14 protein-coding genes are annotated in these 19,319 nt (G+C 50.3%); 10 read left to right on the top strand and 4 right to left on the bottom strand.

The window, feature by feature from the left end:
• The coding region (locus tag BLQ88_RS02225; RefSeq protein ID WP_143016782.1) for an integrase core domain-containing protein at window positions 1-280 on the top strand (280 nt) is incomplete at its 5' end.
• Window positions 281-1,428: 1,148 nt separating this feature from the next.
• Here the strand turns inward: BLQ88_RS02225 and BLQ88_RS02220 are convergent.
• Window positions 1,429-3,696 carry an aconitate hydratase gene (locus BLQ88_RS02220; RefSeq protein ID WP_090146252.1) on the bottom strand — a complete coding sequence of 756 codons (2,268 nt, stop codon included), beginning with the start codon at window positions 3,694-3,696 and terminating at the stop codon, window positions 1,429-1,431.
• A gap of 56 nt (window positions 3,697-3,752) precedes the next feature.
• Window positions 3,753-6,524 (bottom strand): bifunctional aconitate hydratase 2/2-methylisocitrate dehydratase, encoded by a 2,772-nt coding sequence (locus BLQ88_RS02215; protein ID WP_090146250.1) that lies wholly within the window; start codon window positions 6,522-6,524, stop codon window positions 3,753-3,755.
• 329 nt (window positions 6,525-6,853) lie between these two features.
• Here BLQ88_RS02215 and topA point away from each other — a divergent pair, with 329 nt between their 5' ends.
• From topA to BLQ88_RS02195, 4 genes are all read left to right on the top strand, one after another.
• Entirely contained in the window at window positions 6,854-9,226 is a 2,373-nt protein-coding gene (topA, locus tag BLQ88_RS02210) for a type I DNA topoisomerase (protein ID WP_090146249.1), read from the top strand.
• Window positions 9,227-9,289: 63 nt separating this feature from the next.
• A complete protein-coding gene (locus BLQ88_RS02205) occupies window positions 9,290-9,979 on the top strand; it encodes an SIR2 family NAD-dependent protein deacylase (RefSeq protein WP_090146330.1) in 690 nt (229 codons plus the stop codon).
• 3 nt (window positions 9,980-9,982) lie between these two features.
• Window positions 9,983-10,864, top strand: a complete 882-nt coding sequence (locus BLQ88_RS02200) for a bifunctional 5,10-methylenetetrahydrofolate dehydrogenase/5,10-methenyltetrahydrofolate cyclohydrolase (RefSeq protein ID WP_090146247.1) — start codon at window positions 9,983-9,985, stop codon at window positions 10,862-10,864.
• A 215-nt stretch (window positions 10,865-11,079) separates the two neighbouring features.
• On the top strand, window positions 11,080-12,237 hold the full coding sequence (locus tag BLQ88_RS02195; RefSeq protein WP_090146243.1) for a helix-turn-helix domain-containing protein: 1,158 nt from the start codon (window positions 11,080-11,082) through the stop codon (window positions 12,235-12,237).
• Between the two features lie 3 nt (window positions 12,238-12,240).
• Here BLQ88_RS02195 and BLQ88_RS02190 read toward each other — a convergent pair whose 3' ends face one another.
• Window positions 12,241-13,014 (bottom strand): hypothetical protein, encoded by a 774-nt coding sequence (locus BLQ88_RS02190; RefSeq protein ID WP_090146241.1) that lies wholly within the window; start codon window positions 13,012-13,014, stop codon window positions 12,241-12,243.
• Window positions 13,007-14,074: an AMP-binding protein gene (locus tag BLQ88_RS02185; RefSeq protein ID WP_090146239.1), complete on the bottom strand. Its 1,068-nt coding sequence runs from the start codon at window positions 14,072-14,074 to the stop codon at window positions 13,007-13,009. The genes BLQ88_RS02190 and BLQ88_RS02185 overlap by 8 nt, the downstream gene beginning before the upstream one ends.
• A gap of 184 nt (window positions 14,075-14,258) precedes the next feature.
• Between BLQ88_RS02185 and menB the strand changes: the two genes are divergently transcribed.
• The 5 genes from menB (at window position 14,259) to BLQ88_RS02160 (ending at window position 19,318) form a co-directional block, all read left to right on the top strand.
• Window positions 14,259-15,083, top strand: coding sequence for a 1,4-dihydroxy-2-naphthoyl-CoA synthase (gene menB, locus BLQ88_RS02180; RefSeq protein WP_090146237.1), 825 nt, complete (start codon window positions 14,259-14,261; stop codon window positions 15,081-15,083).
• Window positions 15,084-15,135: 52 nt separating this feature from the next.
• Window positions 15,136-15,549, top strand: a complete 414-nt coding sequence (locus tag BLQ88_RS02175) for an EVE domain-containing protein (protein ID WP_090146235.1) — start codon at window positions 15,136-15,138, stop codon at window positions 15,547-15,549.
• Window positions 15,550-15,592: 43 nt separating this feature from the next.
• Window positions 15,593-17,107: a hypothetical protein gene (locus BLQ88_RS02170; RefSeq protein ID WP_229212532.1), complete on the top strand. Its 1,515-nt coding sequence runs from the start codon at window positions 15,593-15,595 to the stop codon at window positions 17,105-17,107.
• Between the two features lie 114 nt (window positions 17,108-17,221).
• Complete coding sequence (locus tag BLQ88_RS02165; protein ID WP_090146231.1) at window positions 17,222-18,112, top strand: class I SAM-dependent rRNA methyltransferase; 891 nt, start codon at window positions 17,222-17,224, stop codon at window positions 18,110-18,112.
• Window positions 18,113-18,118: 6 nt separating this feature from the next.
• Window positions 18,119-19,318, top strand: coding sequence for a tetratricopeptide repeat protein (locus BLQ88_RS02160; RefSeq protein ID WP_090146229.1), 1,200 nt, complete (start codon window positions 18,119-18,121; stop codon window positions 19,316-19,318).
• Window position 19,319: the final 1 nt, after the last annotated feature.

The raw sequence follows: 19,319 nt of genomic DNA, 5'->3' as shown, positions 1-19,319 counted from the left end.
CTTTGGAATCAGCATGACCGAAAACGGCGACCCACTGGAAAATGCAATCGCCGAGAGGGTCAACGGGATTATCAAGGATGAATATTTAGATACTTACCGCCTTAAAAATCAGGATGTCAGGGAATTCCTGAGAACCGCAGTGGATCTGTATAACAATGAAAGGCCGCATATGAGCATTGGGAACCTGACGCCAAACCAAGTCCATCAACAACCACTAAAAACAACTAAATTATGGAAAAGCTATTATTCTAAAAAAACAGCACCTGTAAACCAGTTTTAGGATTAGCAAACGATTGTAAACTTATGTCAGGATTTATTAACTAAACTGTAAACTTTTTCCAGGACGAGACATATAAACATTAGGCCCCACTGGGGCTTTCTACTTTCGCTAGTCGGCTGCATTGTTATCAAATACCTGACGGCATTTGCCCCTAAATTGAATCCCTGATTTACTACCAAGGTTGCATCGCTAACTTGATTAGTCGTTGCGCTGTAAAGGTGCGTCTCCCGCGTTCATTCCACATTCAAGTACCGCCAGGCACACAATCTTGGTGCCAAAATTGCCCATTCACCGACACATTAAAATCAAGCGAACGCAAACAGCCGCTTATTAAGTAAGCAAACTCCCGCTCCGGAGGAGCTACCTGTTTATAGCTACCCGGATTTCTCCGTATTGGCCGGCCCCGGCGGGGCCTCCTGTATTCACGGGTAGGCGTTGTTGTTACATGCCTTACGGCATTTGCCCAAAACTGAATCACTGATTTTACTACCAAGGTTACATCGCTAACGCGATTGGTCGTTGCCTTGCAAGGTTGCGTCTCTCATAATTCCATTCAAGTGCCGTCAGGCACGTAACGTTGGTAGCAAAACGACACATTCATCGCACGATTAAAATGCCGTCAGGCATGCAACATTGGTAGCAAAAACGCATTCATCGCACGACTAAAATGCCGTCAGGCATGTAACATTGGTAGCAAAAGCGGCATTCATCGCACGATTAAAATGCCGTCAGGCATGTAACAACAAAATGCAGGTGGCCGGCGAACCATGGCGTATCCACGTAGCTACAAACAGGAGGCCCCGCTGGGCCAGCAAAAGCGGAGGGTCTGGTTTTCTAGAAACAGGATGGCCCTCCGGGCCTACGGAATCGTGAAAGCGGTCGCAAAACAAATTTCCTTGGGGCCAACGGGATCACGGAGCCGCCAAAAAACGCATTCTTCCACGCCGACGGAATCATAAAGCGGTCAAACAAAACGCATTCCCTACGAGCGACCGAAATCACAAAACCCGGCACAGCCAACCTATCCCTCCGGGTCGGCGAATTCGTAAAACCATTGGAATTTAAAAACACCATTCTTCAAAACGCCCAACACAAAAAATGGCTCCCGATTATCAGGAGCCATCATTACTTATAAAATTATATACCGCCTATGCCCCTACCGACTTGCGGATGATGTTCAATGCAGAACCTGCTTTGAACCATTCGATCTGCTGGGCATTGTAGGTGTGGTTTACAGGGAATTCCTCGTTGGTACCGTCGTTGTGGTGCAACACAATCGTCAGAGGCCGGCCTTCTGCAAATGTTTCCAGACCAAGGATGTCGATAGTGTCGTCTTCCTGGATCTTGTCGTAATCGGCGGTGTTAACGAATGTCAGCGCCAGCATACCTTGCTTTTTCAGGTTGGTTTCGTGGATACGGGCGAATGATTTGGTCAGGATCGCACGTACACCCAGGAAGCGTGGCTCCATGGCAGCGTGTTCGCGGGATGAACCTTCTCCGTAGTTTTCGTCGCCTACCACGATGGTACCGATTCCGTGCGCTTTGTAGTCGCGTTGAACGGCTGGTACTTCGGCATATTGGTTGTTCAGCTGGTTTTTGATGGTGTTGGTCTTCTCATTATAAAAGTTAACCGCACCGATCAGCATGTTGTTCGAGATATTGTCGAGGTGTCCGCGGTATTTCAGCCACGGGCCGGCCATTGAAATGTGGTCGGTTGTACACTTGCCCTTTGCTTTAATGAGCAGCTTCAAACCTTTCAGGTCTGTGCCTTCCCATTCCGCGAATGGTTCGAGGAGTTGCAGACGGTCGGAAGTGGGGCTTACCAAAACCTGAACATTACTTCCGTCCTCGGCAGGAGCCTGGTAACCAGCATCTTCTACGGCGAATCCTCTGGTCGGCAATTCGAGGCCGGTCGGCTCATCGAGCAGTACTTCCACGCCGTCGGTATTCACCAGCTTGTCAACCCTCGGGTCGAAAGTCAGGCGGCCGGCGATGGCCATGGCGGTTACGATCTCGGGAGAAGCAACGAATGAGTGCGTATTCGGGTTACCATCGGCGCGTTTCGAGAAGTTACGGTTGAATGAGGTAATAATGGAATTCTTTTCACCCTTTTCAGCCCCGTGACGTGCCCATTGACCGATACAAGGTCCACAGGCATTCGCCAGCACTACCCCGCCGATTTGCTCGAAAGTATCCAGGAAGCCGTCACGCTCTACTGTATACCGCACCTGCTCAGAGCCTGGTGTAATGGTATATTCCGAGGTAACCTGCAATTTCTTGTCAATAGCCTGTTTAGCCAAAGAAGCCGCCCGGCTAACGTCCTCGTAAGAAGAGTTAGTACAAGAGCCGATCAGCCCTACCGAAAGCACTTCCGGCCATCCGTTTTCTTTCACCGCCGTAGCGAATTTGGAAAGCGGCCATGCCAGGTCCGGCGTGAATGGTCCGTTGATATGCGGTTCGAGTGTCGAAAGATCGAGTTCAAGCAATTGGTCGTAGTAAGTTGCAGGATCTGCGTAAACCTCGTCATCGGCACGAAGATGTCCTTTGATCTGATCCGCCGCATCGGCTACATCCGCACGGTCCGTCGCTCTCAGGTATGCTGCACTTTTTTCATCGTAAGCAAAAATCGAGGTGGTCGCACCGATTTCGGCACCCATATTACAGATCGTGCCTTTACCGGTTGCGGAAAGGCTTTCAGCACCTTCGCCAAAATATTCCACAACATACCCGGTACCACCTTTCACCGTAAGCTGGCCCGCAACCCAGAGGATCACGTCTTTCGCAGCTGTCCATCCGCTCATTTTACCGGTCAGTTTCACACCGATCAGTCGTGGCATTTTCAATTCCCACGCAAGGCCCGACATCACGTCCGACGCATCCGCACCACCAACACCGATCGCGATCATGCCCAATCCGCCCGCATTAGGCGTATGGGAGTCGGTTCCGATCATCATACCACCCGGAAATGCATAGTTTTCGAGCACTACCTGGTGAATGATACCGGCACCTGCGCGCCAGAAACCGATTCCGTATTTATTAGAAACGGAAGAAAGGAAATCGTATACCTCTTTATTTTTATCTACGGCATTTTTCAAATCCTGCACAGCGCCCACTTCGGCCTGGATCAGGTGATCGCAGTGAACCGTAGAAGGAACAGCTACTTTGGGACGGCCTGCCTGCATGAACTGCAAAAGCGCCATTTGCGCGGTTGCGTCCTGCATAGCTACGCGGTCGGGTGCGAAATCGACGTACGATTTACCCCGCTCGTAAGCCTGCGTGGCGGTGCCTTCCCATAAGTGGGAGTATAAAATTTTCTCTGCCAGGGTCAAAGGCCGCCCTACAATCTTACGAGCGGCTTCTATTCTTGCTTCCATGCGGGCATAAACGCCCTTGATCATATCTAAGTCAAATGCCATAGTAATTAAATTAATGCTTATACATTCACACTTATCAACAATTATACCATCAGTAACTATCTGGTCAATGCCTTGGTCGGCGGCGCGAACTTGGTTAGGTCGATACCTACCACAGCCGCTTTGTATTCCTCCACATTAGGAATGCGTCCGAGGATTGCCGACAGCACTACCACCGGTGTGGAAGCCAGCAGCGACTCTCCTTTTTTACGTTCCGAATCTTCCACAACCCGTCCCTGGAAAAGACGCGTCGAAGTGGCCAGTACCGTGTCGCCTTTGGCCGCTTTTTCCTGGTTACCCATGCAAAGGTTACAGCCCGGACGTTCGAGATACATCATGTTTTCGTATTCCGTACGTGCCGCTACTTTCGGGGCATTATCGTCGAATTCGAAACCGGAGTATTTCTGCAATACATCCCAGTCGCCTTCGCTTTTCAGCTCCTCGATGATATTATAGGTAGGTGCTGCCACCACGAGCGGCGCGTGGAACTCGACTTTACCTTGTTGTTCTTCCAAATTTTTAAGCATTTGGGAAACAATTTTCAAGTCACCTTTATGAACCATGCAGGAACCTACGAAGCCGAGGTCTACTTTCTTATCGTCGCCGTAGAAAGAGATCGGGCGGATCGTATCGTGGGTATATCTTTTGGAAACGTCCTTGTTATTCACATCCGGGTCGGCGATCATCGGCTCCACGATCGCGTCGAGGTCGATCACCACTTCGGCGTAATATTTCGCATTCGCATCCGGCGTCAATGCAGGTTTTTCACCCGATTTGATCTCCGTAATGCGCTTATCTGCCTTATTGATCAAGCCTTGGAGAACCTGTTTGTGATTATCCATGCCCTTGTCGATCATGATCTGGATGCGGTTTTTCGCAATTTCCAGTGACTCGATCAGCGTATCGTCCTCGGAGATATTGATGGACGCCTTCGCTTTCATTTCCGCGGTCCAGTCGGTGAATGTAAATGCCTGGTCGGCAGGAAGCGTTCCGATGTGAACCTCGATAATGCGGCCCTGGAATACGTTTTCTCCGCCAAACTGTTGCAGCATTTGCGCCTGTGTAGCGTGAACCACGTCACGGAAGTCCATATGGTCCTTCATGTCGCCTTTGAAAGTCACCTTCACTGATTCAGGGATCGGCATGGATGCTTCACCGGTAGCCAATGCCAAAGCAACGGTTCCCGAGTCGGCACCGAATGCGACACCTTTCGACATACGGGTATGCGAATCGCCACCGATGATGATCGCCCATTCGTCGATGGTAATGTCGTTCAGTACTTTGTGGATTACGTCAGTCATCGAATGGTACTCCCCTTTCGGGTCGCGTGCCGTGATCAGACCGAAATCGTTCATGAACTTCATCAGTTTCGGAATGTTGGCCTGCGCCTTTTTGTCCCAAACCGATGCCGTGTGGCAACCCGACTGGTACGCTCCATCCACGATCGGCGAAATTACCGTAGCAGCCATAGATTCCAGTTCCTGCGCGGTCATCAAGCCCGTCGTATCCTGCGAGCCGACGATGTTGACTTCTACACGAACATCCGAACCGGCGTGCAACACTTTGCCCGGCGTGGTACCGACTGCATTTCTGTTGAAGATTTTTTCAACCGCCGTAAGACCTTGTCCTTCATTGGAAATCTCTTTTGAAGGGGCAAATACAGGTGTAGCTTCAATGCCCAGGGTCTTCGCCGCTACTGTCTGGATTTTTTTACCAAAAACAATCGCGTATGATCCACCGGCCCTGATAAATTCCTTTTTCTGAGGCGTAAGCGCTTTCGAAATATCGATCAGCTCCTGCTCGCCGTTGTACAGTTTCTTTGTTTTTGTATTAATAGTAAGAACAGTGCCGGTAGCAACAGAGTAAACTTCTTCCAGGATCGGATCGCCGTTTTCGTTGCGGACCACATTACCATTCTCGTCTGTTTTCTTAACCCAGTTTTTCAAATCGATACCGATACCGCCCGTAACATCTACGGTTGTAAGGAAAATCGGGGAAATGCCGTTGGTACCGCCAACGATCGGTGCAATATTCACAAATGGAACGTATGGGCTCGCCTGCTTACCAGTCCAGAGCGCCACGTTGTTCACACCCGACATCCGGGATGAACCTACGCCCATCGTACCTCTTTCGGCGATCAGCATCACGCTTTTGCCGGGATGTTCTTCCTGCAACAACCTGATTTCCTGCTGTGCTTTGGGAGTGATCATGCATTGGCCGTGCAACTCGCGGTCGGAACGCGAGTGAGCCTGATTACCCGGAGAAAGCAAGTCGGTTGAAATGTCGCCCTCGCCGGCAATGAATGTCACGATCTGAATTTCTTCGGGAACGTCGGGAAGTTTGGTAAAGAACTCCGCCTTCGCATAGCTTTCGAAGATTTCGCGGGCGATCTCACTACCCGCCTTGAATGCCTCTTTGAGACGGTCGGTATCGGCATCGTAGAGGAACACCTGTGTTTTAAGTACCTCCGCAGCTTGCTTCGCGATCTCCGAGTCCTCACCCAATGCAAGGTCAAGCAATACGCTGATGGAAGGGCCGCCTTTCATGTGCGAAAGCAATTCAAACGCAAATGCAGGCGATATTTCCGCTAATACGGATTCACCCAGAATGATCTCTTTCAAAAACCTGGCTTTGACGCCGGCGGCACTCGTGGTTCCCGGTAATGTGTTGTAAATAAAAAATTTAAGAGAGTCTTCGCGGTATTCGTTTTCCGAATCTTTGATCTGCGCGATGATTTCTCCTAACAGTTCGGCACCATCGATCGGCTTCGGGTGAAGCCCCTGGGTTTTTCTTTCTTCAATCTCCTGGATGTAATCCTTATAAATATTCATGATGGGAATAGTAATCAACTATCTTGGGATTATCTGTTGTCAATAAACGGGCGAAACTACGAAATTACAGAATATACGGAGGCATTTCGACCGATTTTCGCTACTATTTAAAACCAGTATATTCTAATCGTACATTAAGATAACCTCCACAAAAAATTTTTTGTTCTGACAACCTGTATATTGAGAAAATAATTTGAAACACCCCCTTCGGGAGGCTCTGCGGCACACTCCGTTTTTCGGTCAGCTTTTATTTGTGCTTTGATTTTTTCTCGGATTGTGCCCTATATTTGGACATTCAAAGTGCTACCAGGTCCCTTAAATCGAAAGTTATGTCAAAAAATCTGGTGATCGTAGAGTCACCGGCGAAGGCCAAAACCATTGAAAGTTACCTAGGGCAGGATTTCACTGTCAAGTCCAGCTTCGGACATGTCCGTGACCTCCCGGAACATGATATGGGTGTTGATGTTGAGCATGGTTTCCAACCCTCTTACGAAATCTCCTCCGATAAAGTCAAAGTCATTTCAGAGCTCAAAAAACTGGCAAAAGATGCGGAAGTATGGCTCGCGACCGATGATGACCGCGAGGGAGAAGCTATTTCCTGGCATTTGAAAGAAGCTTTGGGGCTTCCCGACAATACCAAGCGGATCGTATTTCGTGAGATTACCAAAACCGCGCTCCGCAATGCCATCGAAAAGCCGCGGACCATTGACACAGCCCTGGTAGACGCCCAGCAGGCACGCCGTATTCTCGACCGCCTCGTGGGTTACGAACTTTCACCCGTACTCTGGAAAAAGATCCGGATCGGTAAATCGAACCTATCGGCCGGCCGTGTACAATCGGTAGCGGTGCGCATAATAGTAGAACGCGAACGCGAAATCGACGCGTTCAGGTCAAAAAGCAGTTTCAAGGTAACTGCGCATTTCGATCTGGGTAACGGTAAAGTATTGAATGCGGAACTGGCCAAAAACTTCCCTACCGAACAGGAAGCCTACCAGTTTCTTGAAAAATGTGTCGGGGCCGAGTTCTCGATCCGCAATCTTGAAGTAAAACCTGCTAAAAAAACACCTGCACCGCCATTTACAACTTCTACATTACAACAGGAAGCCTCGCGTAAACTGAGTTTTTCGGTCGCGCAGACGATGACTGTCGCGCAGCGCCTGTACGAAGCCGGTAAGATTTCCTATATGCGTACCGACTCTACAAACCTGTCGGAAGAAGCGTTAGATAAGTCAAAGCAGCAGATAACTAAAGAGTATGGCGACGAGTACCATCACCGCCGTATATTCAAAACCAAGTCCGAGTCGGCGCAAGAGGCGCACGAAGCGATCCGTCCTACCGATTTCTCTACGCTGGTAGGCAGCAGCGACCGCAACGAGCAGCGCTTGTACGAACTAATCTGGAAACGCGCCATCGCATCGCAAATGTCGGATGCGCAATTGGAGCGTACCACGGCGACCATTGGTATTTCAACCACTTCCGAAGAGCTGGTAGCGCAAGGCGAAGTGATAAAATTCGAAGGGTTCCTGAAAGTGTACCTGGAATCGAGCGACGAGGAAGATGAAGAACAAAAGGGGATGCTTCCCCCGCTGAATATCGGTCAGATATTGAAACTGGCGGATATGAAGGCGACTGAAAGATTCACCCGTAACCCGCCACGCTATACGGAGGCGAGTTTGGTGAAGAAGCTGGAAGAAATGGGGATCGGGCGCCCGTCAACCTACGCGCCTACGATCTCGACGATCCTGAAACGGGAATATATCGTAAAGGAAGACCGTCAGGGTTTTGAAAGGGAATTCAAAGAAATCACCCTTGCCAATGAACAGATCAAAAGCAAGGTCAATAAAGAAGTATACGGTTCGGAAAAGGCGAAACTTTTCCCTACCAGCACCGGGATGGTGGTCAACGATTTTCTTGTAAGCCATTTTCAGGACATTGTCGATTACTCGTTCACGGCGAACGTCGAAAAAGACTTTGACCACATTGCCGAAGGTCAACTCGGCTGGCAGCAGATGATCAAAGACTTTTACACGCCGTTCCAGAAGAAAGTAGCCGAAGCCCGTGAGGAAGCGATCGACAAGAGCCTTACTACACGTGATTTGGGCGAAGATCCGGCCACCGGGAAGAAAGTTTCGGTAAGGATCGGAAAATATGGTCCTTACGTACAGATCGGCGATGTGGAGGATGAAGAAAAACCGCGTTTCGCCAGTTTGCAGAAAGGCCAGCTGATGGAAAACATTACTTTGGATGAAGCATTTGAACTCTTCAAACTGCCTCGCCAGGTCGGTTTCTTCGAAGAGAAGGATATGGTCGTGAATGTCGGCAAATTCGGTCCTTACGTGAAACACGACGGCAAATATTACTCGCTGGCCAAAACGGACGATCCGATGGCGGTTACCGAGGACCGTTTGGTGGAAATTATCGAAGAAAAACGTTTGCAGGACAGCAACCGCACCATTAAAGAGTTCGCGGAAGATCCCGAAGCGAAGGTGTTGAATGGACGGTACGGACCCTACATTGCATTTGGCAAAAAGAATGTCAAAATCCCGAAAGGCACCGAACCCGCTTCGCTGACATACGAACAAGTATTGAAACTGGCGGCGGAAACGCCGGATAAACCTGCCGGGCGCGGGGCGAAAAAGCCGGCGGCGACCAAGGCACCAGCGGCAAAAAAACCGGCCGCCAAAAAAGCGGCGAAAAAATAACACCGCCACGAATCTGATCGTGGCGTTTTAAAACAAATGTCCACGATAAACACGAAAAAGCCCATGAAGAAACTGGTTGTACTTTCCGGAGCAGGGATCAGCGCTGAGAGCGGGATCAGTACTTTTAGAGATAATAATGGGCTTTGGGATAATTTCCGCATCGAGGACGTGGCCACACCCGACGGCTGGAACCGTAATCAGGAGCTGGTGCTCGACTTCTATAACGAGCGCCGGAAACAGGCGGCGGATGTGAAGCCCAACGCGGCGCATTATGCGCTGGCTGAGCTTGAAAAGCATTTCGATGTGACGATCGTGACACAGAACGTCGATAACCTGCACGAAGTAGCGGGCTCCACGAAAGTAATTCATTTGCATGGAGAGCTTTTCAAATCGCGGAGCACGAAAGATCCGAAACTGGTGTATGATATGGAGGGCTGGGAGCTCAAAACGGGCGATCTGTGCGAGCTGGGAAGCCAGTTGCGGCCGCATATCGTGTGGTTTGGTGAAGAAGTACCGATGATGGAAACGGCCGTGGATGTGACCGAACAGGCGGATATGTTCCTCGTGATCGGGACGTCGCTGGCGGTGTACCCGGCGGCGGGGCTTGTACATCATGTTCCCATCGGCAGACGCATTTACATTGTAGACCCGGTCAAACCGGACATTACCTTAAAATCCAACATGATTTTCATTCAGGAAAAGGCAACTACCGGAATGCAAACTCTGATCAAGAAATATTTATTACCTGAATAATCAATGCAACTACTCGACGGGAAAGCTATTTCTTCCCAAATAAAATCTGAAATCAAGGCCGAAGTCGAACAATGGGTCGCCGGCGGTGGCAAGAAGCCGCATTTGGCCGCGATTCTCGTAGGCCAGGATGGCGCGAGCGAAACTTATGTAGCCTCCAAAATCCGCAGTTGCGAGGAAATCGGCTTCACCTCTACCCTGCTGCGCTTCGAAGCAGACATTACCGAGGCCCAGCTCCTCGAAGCCGTAGAATCACTGAACAACGATCCGGATGTGGACGGGTTCATCGTTCAGCTGCCATTGCCGAAACATATTTCTGAAAACACCGTCATGGAAGCGGTAAACCCTGCCAAAGACGTGGACGGTTTCCACCCGATCAACGTCGGGAGAATGTGCAAAGGCTTGCCTGCCTACATTTCCGCAACGCCATTCGGTATCCTCGAAATGCTTATCCGCGCGGGAATCGAAACAAGCGGCAAGCATTGCGTAGTAATCGGTCGCAGCCAGATCGTGGGCTTGCCGATGAGCATTCTCATGCAGCGCAACACTTACCCTGGCAATGCAACGGTAACCATTACCCACAGCAAAACCCAAAACCTGAAAGAGATTTGCCAATCGGCCGACATCCTGATCGTCGCATTGGGCCGTCCTGAATTCGTGAAGGCCGATTACGTGAAGGAAGGTGCCGTCGTGGTGGACGTAGGCATTACCCGCGTTGCCGACGCTACCAAGAAAAGCGGCTTCTCGATCAAAGGCGATGTCGACTTCAACGACGTGGCACCGAAAGCAAGCTTCATTACCCCGGTACCCGGTGGTGTGGGTCTGATGACCATTTGTGGTTTGCTAACCAACACATTCAAGGCTGCCAAGAAGGAGATTTATAAGTAAATGACCGCCGACCATTGACGGCCGACCGCCGAAGGATGGTAATCGAGGTAAAATAGCGATTTCCGTAAACGCCGGATCATCAGGAATTAAGCAAAACCTGACGATCCGGCTTTTTTATGTTAAATATTTAAAAAAACAGGTAAGAAAGTTGCTCAATTCGTTTTTTACTAAAAGATTTGTCAATTAGTAGGCAGTTTGAACGGATCGGTTGTACTATGAGCATCGTCAGCAACAACATCAAGTATCTAAGAAGGCTGAACGGCCTGACGCAGGAACAGTTTGCCCGTAAGATCGCGATCAAGAGGTCGTTACTGGGCGCTTACGAGGAAGCCAGGGCCAATCCCAACCTTACTAATCTCAAAAACATGGCGGCCGCATTCGGCGTTAGCGTGGATAATTTGCTAAAAAATGATCTGCGAAAACTAAGGGAAACGCCCGAAATGTCGCTTCCACTGACAACCTCGCGGCAAATGACCGTTTCCCACTCGGGTATGCCCCAGCCTACGCCCACGCGTACGCCCGGCTACACGGAGCCGCAGCCATTGTCCAAAATCATTGAAACATACCAACAGCCCGAGCAGCCGCTCCGGCAGGTTTCGAGGCAGATCAATTTGAAACCGGTAAGTGGTGAGAACCCGCATTCAGCCGCGCCTCAGCCGGGGGCGCCCCAGCCGGTGCAGCAATTCAATGCGGCCAGCTCGCAGGCAGTGCCATATAATCGGTCGGAGCCGCAACCGCGTGCAGCTCAACCAACCGCGTCCCGATCAACCAGCTCTCAGCAGGAGGTTTTCCAGCAACCGGCAGCGGCGTTTCAGCAACCGACCGCGGGCATTCCTACATTCAATAACCAATACCAAAACACGCAATTCAATGCGGCGGTTGAGCAGCCTGCGCAACACTTCCCTACCATTCAATGGGTAGCACGCAACAAGCAGGCCGAATACATTGCCAACTTTCAAAATCCGGGCTATTTAAACAGCCTGCCGCTTTTTCAGCTGCCAACGCTGCCGTCTGGCTATTACCGGGCATTCGAGAGCGGTGAGGATTTCACCTATCCCGGCTCTATTCTGGTAGGCACGTTCATCCGCAACTGGTACGATATCAAAGACGGAATGCAATATGTTTTCCTGCTAAGAAGTCACGGCCTGATTTACAGAAATGTATTCAACCAGGTAAAAACAGCGGGGGTTTTGCTGCTGACGTCCGATAATGCATCGATTGAAGAACTGGAAATTCCTTTGCAGGATGTGCTGGAAGTGTGGGAAGTGAAGGCGTTCGTAAGCGTACAAATGCCTGTACCTCAGCCTTCACTGGAACGGGTGGCCCAGCTCGTGGACGAATTACAAATGGAGCTGAGCCAATACCGTCAGTAATTGTTATTTCGAAAGCGTGTTGAATAACGCCTCGATCTTCGCGACGTCTTTGCTTTTGTTGGTTGTTTCCAAAACCGCCACGCCTAGCTGGTACCATAAGCCATCACCAGCTGTAATGTATTTACCTTTCTTGGACGGCTTGCTCTCGGAAGCATTATCGGGCACGAATTCAGCTTTGTAAATCGTGTCCATTATTTTCTGCAACTGGTTCCAGTCCAGTTTACGGGCCGTACCTGCATTCTTGCTTAATGTAAACTCCTTTTTGCCAAACGACGCTTTCAGGTCGATCGTTGTTTTTGCGTCATTATCGATGTCGACGTAGCTTAGTTCGAAGGGCTTTTCACGGCCGCCCGTTTCGAAGATTGCCTGCATCATTTCCTGTAAAAAGTACGACCAGCGTTCCTTATCGACCGGGTAGATGGTCACCCGTTTGTCGTCCTCGTCGAGTTCTATTTCAATAAAATCCTCAAACTCGCTTTCCTCGCGCTTGCGAATGATTTTGGAAGATGCGAGAATATCCGCGAACTCATCGATCCAGATCGCGGGCAAGCTGCCTTTCCATTTGTAGTCATCGTCTTTCGTGAAACCTTCGTCATAAATCTCATCGTCGGTGAGCTCCAAACGGTCGTTGTAAACAATATCAAAATCCACGCGCAGCTCCTGTGCCGATTGAATATCCATTTTCAAGGTATAAAAATGGGCAAATGGCGCCGGAACGACCGGAGCGGTTTGAAAGCGAATAACGTACTGACCTGGTATTTGAAGATTCTTATCCATTCGAAGATTTTAAAAACTGTTGAAATGTAGCGCGTTTGTCAATTTTATCCGTTGCGGTTTTGGCAAACGCTTCTGCAAAGTAAATATGTTTCGGGTTCTGATAGGTCGAAATACGGCTTCTAATTTCTGCCGCGAGCTTTCCCGCACGATCGGGATGCAATGCTTTTTCAATCACGAGCACCAGTTTTTGTCCCAGTTTCTCGTCCGTTTCCCACCAGCAGAAAAAAGCATTTGAAATACCCAGATCAAGGAAAACCAATGCAATGTGCTGATCGACTTGATCGAGTACAATTTTTACACCACCCGAATTGATCACATTGTCCGCCCGCCCTATCCATTGGAATGCATTGCCGTTTATCTCCACCAAATCATTGGTCTGCACCCTTTGTCCATTGGTAACAGAGCCGGAAGCAAACAGACATCCGCGCTCGTCGGTACCGAATTCAATACCGGGCAGAAAAACATACGAATCGTTCGCCGCCGGGCCATTCAACGCCTTCAATGCAATATGCGACACGGTTTCCGTCATACCGTAACTTTGGAAAACCGGCACATCCAGACCTTTGATCTGCGCTGCCAGTGCCAGGCCGACCGGCGCGCCGCCAAGCAATATCTTGCCCAACCGATTCACCTGATTGCTGGTGGCCGGATTTTCCAGAATGGATTGCAATTGCATCGGTACCATGGCTACAAAGTCAAATTCTGCATGGTCCAGCCCGGCAATCGGGTTGGAAGCAGGCTCGGTGACTGTCAGTTCCCAATCCAGCTCCATGCCGCGCACGAGCATCATCAGCCCGGCAATGTAGCCCACGTTCAGGCACACGAGCGCACGGGTACCGCTCCCGAGCGCAAGCGCCTTACCCGTCATGGCCGCGCTCGCTTGCAGTTGCCCGCGCGTGACGGTAATGGGCTTGGGCATTCCGGTCGAGCCGGAGGTATGCAGCACAAATTCTTCATTGCCTTCCAGCCACTTACTCATAAAGTCGTAAGCCTGTGCGAAATAGGGATTTCTTGGCCTTTTCTGCGTTTGCCAAAGCGTTTTGCCCGTTATCCAGATCATACCTGTAATTTCTGCGGATTCATTACTCCGGGTTGTAAATAGCCCGTTTTTAATGCGGTGGAAAGTTATTCATTTGTTTTTGAACCTAACCCAAACAATGAGTAATTTCGCGCATTCAGGCAATGACCAACCGCCCGTTTCGAGCCGTCGCATTGCATTTAATTCAAACTTACCAATCTGATTTATGTCCAATACAGTTCAATGGGAAACCATTAAAGAATACGAAGAAATCCTGTTTACACTTCACGAAGGAATTGCCAAAATCAGTATCAACCGCCCGCACAAGCATAACGCATTCACCCCGCTTACGGTTACCGAAATGATCGACGCGATGCACATCTGCCGCGAAGATCCGCGCATTGACGTGATCATCCTCACGGGCGAAGGCGGCAAGGCATTCTGCTCCGGCGGCGACCAGTCGGTACGCGGCCACGGCGGCTACATCGGCGATGACCATGTGCCTCGCCTGAACGTGCTCGACCTTCAAAAAATGATCCGCTCCATTCCCAAAGCCGTTATCGCGATGGTAGCTGGCTGGGCGATCGGCGGCGGCCACGTACTGCACGTGATCTGCGACATTACCATTGCGGCGGAAAATGCGCGTTTCGGACAAACCGGCCCGAAAGTAGGCAGCTTCGACGGCGGCTTCGGCGCATCTTACCTTGCCCGTGTGGTAGGTCAGAAAAAGGCACGCGAGATCTGGTTCCTCTGCGACCAGTACGACGCGCAGGACGCATTGCAAATGGGCCTCGTGAACAAGGTCGTTCCTTTGGAAGACCTGGAACCGGTTACATTGGAATGGGCGAAAAAAATCCAGGAAAAAAGCCCGCTGTCGATCCGGATGCTCAAAAGCGCATTCAACGCGGAGCTCGACGGGCAGGCCGGTATCCAGGAACTCGCAGGCAATGCAACACTCCTCTACTACCTCAGCGAAGAAGCGAAAGAAGGCCAGCGCTCGTTTTTGGAAAAAAGAACACCTGATTTCAGCAAATTCCCGAAATTCCCTTGATTTAGTCGGGAAAGATTAACATTTTAACTACTACCATTACAAATACGTACGAATGAACCATTGGCTTGTAAAATCAGAACCATTTAAATACTCCTGGGACCACCTCGTTGCCGAGGGCGAAGGTATGTGGGACGGCGTCCGCAACTACGCCGCACGCAACAACCTGATGGCGATGAAAGTGGGCGATCCCGTGCTGTTTTACCATAGCAACGAGGGTAAGGAGGTCGTTGGGCTGGCCAAGGTTTCAAAGGAGCATTACCCCGACCCTACTACCAACGAACCGGGATGGGTGGTGGTGAACCTAGTACCCGTTGAGAAATTTCCCGGCACCGTTACGCTCGCACAGATCAAGAAGGATGAACTCCTGAAACAAATGGACCTCGTCCGCTTGTCGAGACTGTCGGTAGTACCGGTCAAACGCGAAGAATTCGACCATATCGTTGCCCTGGCACATGACAAAAAATAAGCGATCCATTTTTGGACTGGTCTTACCGTTACTCTTCCTGGGCATGCAAGTTTTTGCCCAGGGAGTGAAGCGGATTGAACTTCCTTTGCCAGGTAACACGGCCTACCAGGCTGTTCCGCTCGGCAAACAGGGCGTACTGCTCATTTCCAAGCCCGACAAAGGCACGTTCAATGTCCAGAAATTCGATACGAATCTCGAACGGGTGTGGTCCATCGACGGCCCGATCGAGGCGAACCTCGATTACATCGCTTCCTCCTACGACGGGCAGGCCGTTTTCCTGCTTTTCAGCAAATACCGGAGCTCATTGTACCAGATTGTGAAGGTCAATGTCGGCCCGGGTTTCGTGGAGACTTTTACCATTAATACCGTCGATCGTTTTGAGATTACCGATTTCAAGACGCTCGGCTACTCCGTTTTCATGGCCGGAATGGTCCGTAACGAACCGGTTTTGATCCATACCCAGCTTACTACACAGCAAACCAGGGTATTACCTTCGGCCATTAAAGGATCTAACGCCATTCAAACCGTGGAAGTGGATACGGCGCAGCATTTAGTGAATGTGTGTTTTGCGGTTAAAAAAGGCCGGCAGACCAAAATCGTAGCGCGTTCCTATGAAGAAACCGGTGAGCTTTACACGCAGGTGAGCGTCGATCCTGAGGACGACTTCTCTTTACTCAGCGGCCGTTTGCAAGTGTTGAACGATTCGGTTCGCATTGTGATCGGTACTTATGGCTACCGTAATATGCAAAGCAGCACCATGGCAGCCTCTCAGGGTTTGTACATCAGCAAAATCGTTGGTGAAGAAACTGTTTTCACTAAATACCACAGTTTTACCGATTTCAAAAACTTCTTCAACTTCATGAGCGAACGCCAGCAGGAGAAAATGGAGAAGCGCATTCGTAAGAAAAAAGAAAGCGGCGACGACGTGAAACTGAACTATCGCCTGCTGGTACACGACGTTGTACCCAAGGCTTCCAATTACCTGCTTGTGGCGGAGGTTTTCTATCCGGAATACCGCTACCAGAATCCGAGTATGATGGGCGGCTTCGGTTACGGGTACGGCGGCTACGGTTACCCATTCGGAATGGGACTTTACAACCCTTACCTCTGGAACCCGATGTACGGAGGCCGGGGCTATAACTCGCAGGTTTTCGACGGTTTCAATTACACCCACGCCGTAATCGCGGATATTGACCAGAACGGTAACCTGAACTGGGACAACAGCATCAGTTTCGATAATGTAAAAAGCATGGAATTGAAGGAAAAGATCAAGGTCCAGTCCTTCAACAACGGCAATTCCAAGCTGATTTACAGTCATAACGGCGCCATTCGTAGCAAGATCATCAAAGGCGACCAGGTCATCGACAGCGACCGTGTGATCCCGAACGATACCTACGTCGAAGGCGACAAAGTCCGCAAAACCAGCACCGACGACATCGACTACTGGTACGACAATTTCTACCTCGCCTGGGGCGAACAGCGCATTGTGAATGCCGCCGGAGACCCGAACACGAGGGGGAGAAGGAATGTGTTTTATTTGAACAAAATCGCTTATTGACCGCCAACCACTGACGGCCGACCGCCGATTTCATAAAAATTATCGAAATAAACGTAACAATACACCAATCGGCGGTCATCGGTCGGCCGTCGGCGGTCATTAAATTTAACTACCTTGATACTACTTTCACCAGACCAACATACCGACTACCAACTCATCGACAGCGGCGGGTTCGAAAAACTCGAAAAATTCGGGCCGTACGTGCTTTCGCGTCCGGAGCCGCAGGCTATCTGGGACAAATCCCTGTCCGAGGCCGAATGGGAAACGCGGTCGAATGCGGTTTTCAAAAAAGACAAAAATTCGCAGGAAAAAGGGCAATGGATTACCAAAGGCGATATGCCCGAGAAATGGGTGTTCCAATACCGCACCAAAGAGCTGCATTTGCGTACGAAGCTCGCATTGTCGTCGTTTAAGCACGTTGGCGTATTCCCGGAGCAGGCTACCAACTGGGATTTCATCGCGTGTACTTTGAAACAAATGCCCGGAGAGGAGAAGCCTTCGGTACTGAACCTGTTTGCCTACACCGGCATTGCATCTCTCGCTGCGAAGGCGTCCGGCGCGGATGTGACGCACGTCGATTCGGTGAAGCAGGTGATCAGCTGGTCGCGGGAGAATATGGATTTGAGCGGGCTGAGCAATATCCGCTGGGTAGTGGAAGATGCATTGAAATTCGTGCAACGCGAGGTACGCCGCGGCAACAAATACAATGGCCTTATCCTCGACCCTCCTGCATACGGGCGCGGGCCTGACGGCGAAAAATGGCTGCTGGAAGAGAGTTTGAATGAACTGTTGAGGCTGTGCGCGCAGTTATTGAAGGAGAAAAACTTCTTTTTTATCATTAACCTGTACTCGCTCGGTTTCTCGGCGCTGATCGTCGAAAACCTGATCAAGGCGCATTTCGGAACAGAGATCAAACACGAGTTCGGTGAACTGTTTATTCCCGATTCATTTGGTAAAAAGCTGCCGCTGGGCGTGTTTTCGCGTTTTTCAGACCAGAATGTTTAGAGGCGAATGAAGTCTGACAATCTGAAATATTTATCATTTGCATTCCTCATCGCACTCGGCGGGCTCGAACAGTCGTGCCAGAGCGACGCACGTACGTCCACGCGCATTCCCCCCGTGATCAAAAAAGGTAAGGAACAATGGCAGAAAGATGCATTGTTGTCCCTGACCGACCTGATCAACCGCGGCATCGATTCGGACGTCAATTACTTCAAACGAGCACGCATTTACTTCGAACGCGAGCAATATTCCGAGGCGCTGGACGACATTAACGAGTCGATTTACGAGCAGGATAATGTGAGCGAGTATTTTCTTTTGCGTGGCAAGATCAACCGCGAGCTAGGCAAGATCGACAATGCGCTGGAAGACGCACAACGCGCCGAGGCGTTGCAGCAAAGCAGCCCCGAACTTTATGTGCTGCTTGCGGATATTTTACAGGCCAAAAACCGCTTCGGTGAAGCGGCGAGTTACCTGAACCAGGCATTGCGAATGGCGCCTTATGACGGCTCTGCCTATTATGTCAAAGGAATGTTGCAAGCGAAGCAAGGCGATTCGCTGGCCAGCTTGTCGAGCTTCAATTATGCGATGAACGTCAATCCGCGGCTCTTGCGCGCCTATGAGCAAGGCACGACGATTAATTTGAAACTGAAAAACACCGCAGAAGCGCTGGCCATTAACGAGCGTGCATTAACACGGTTTCCCGAGCGCGCCAGCCTGTTTTTTGGAAGAGGTGAAATCCTGAATGCATTGGCGCAGCCCGATACTGCATTGATCTTTTACCAAAAAGCCGTTGCCATCCAGCCCGACTACGAGGAGGCGCTCAACCAGCTGGCGACCGTTGCAATTCAGCTCCGCGCCTACCCGCAGGCGATCCCGGCATTGAAAACACTTTTGAGAAAGAAACCGCAGTCGAAAGAGCTCAACAACATGCTCGGTTATGCATACGAAAAAAGCGGCGAGCTCGACATTGCCAAGACCTATTACGAGACTTCCCTGACCATCGCGCCGGGCGACCAGGATGCGCGGTACGGCATGTTCCGCATCCGGAAAATCGAGTCGGAAGGGCTTTACCCCTCCTACTATCCTGAGGAAAATACCAACCAGGGATACAAACTGCTCGATACGGCGCGGGTTAAAATTAATATAATCCAACCGCGCGGTACGACAAATATCCGCGTGGACTCATCGCGCAAAGCTAAAATTGAATAGC

This window comes from Dyadobacter soli, from assembly GCF_900101885.1.
GTDB lineage: Bacteria > Bacteroidota > Bacteroidia > Cytophagales > Spirosomataceae > Dyadobacter > Dyadobacter soli.
The sequence above is the reverse complement of the archived record's forward strand: the minus strand, read 5'-3'. Positions and strand labels throughout refer to the sequence as shown.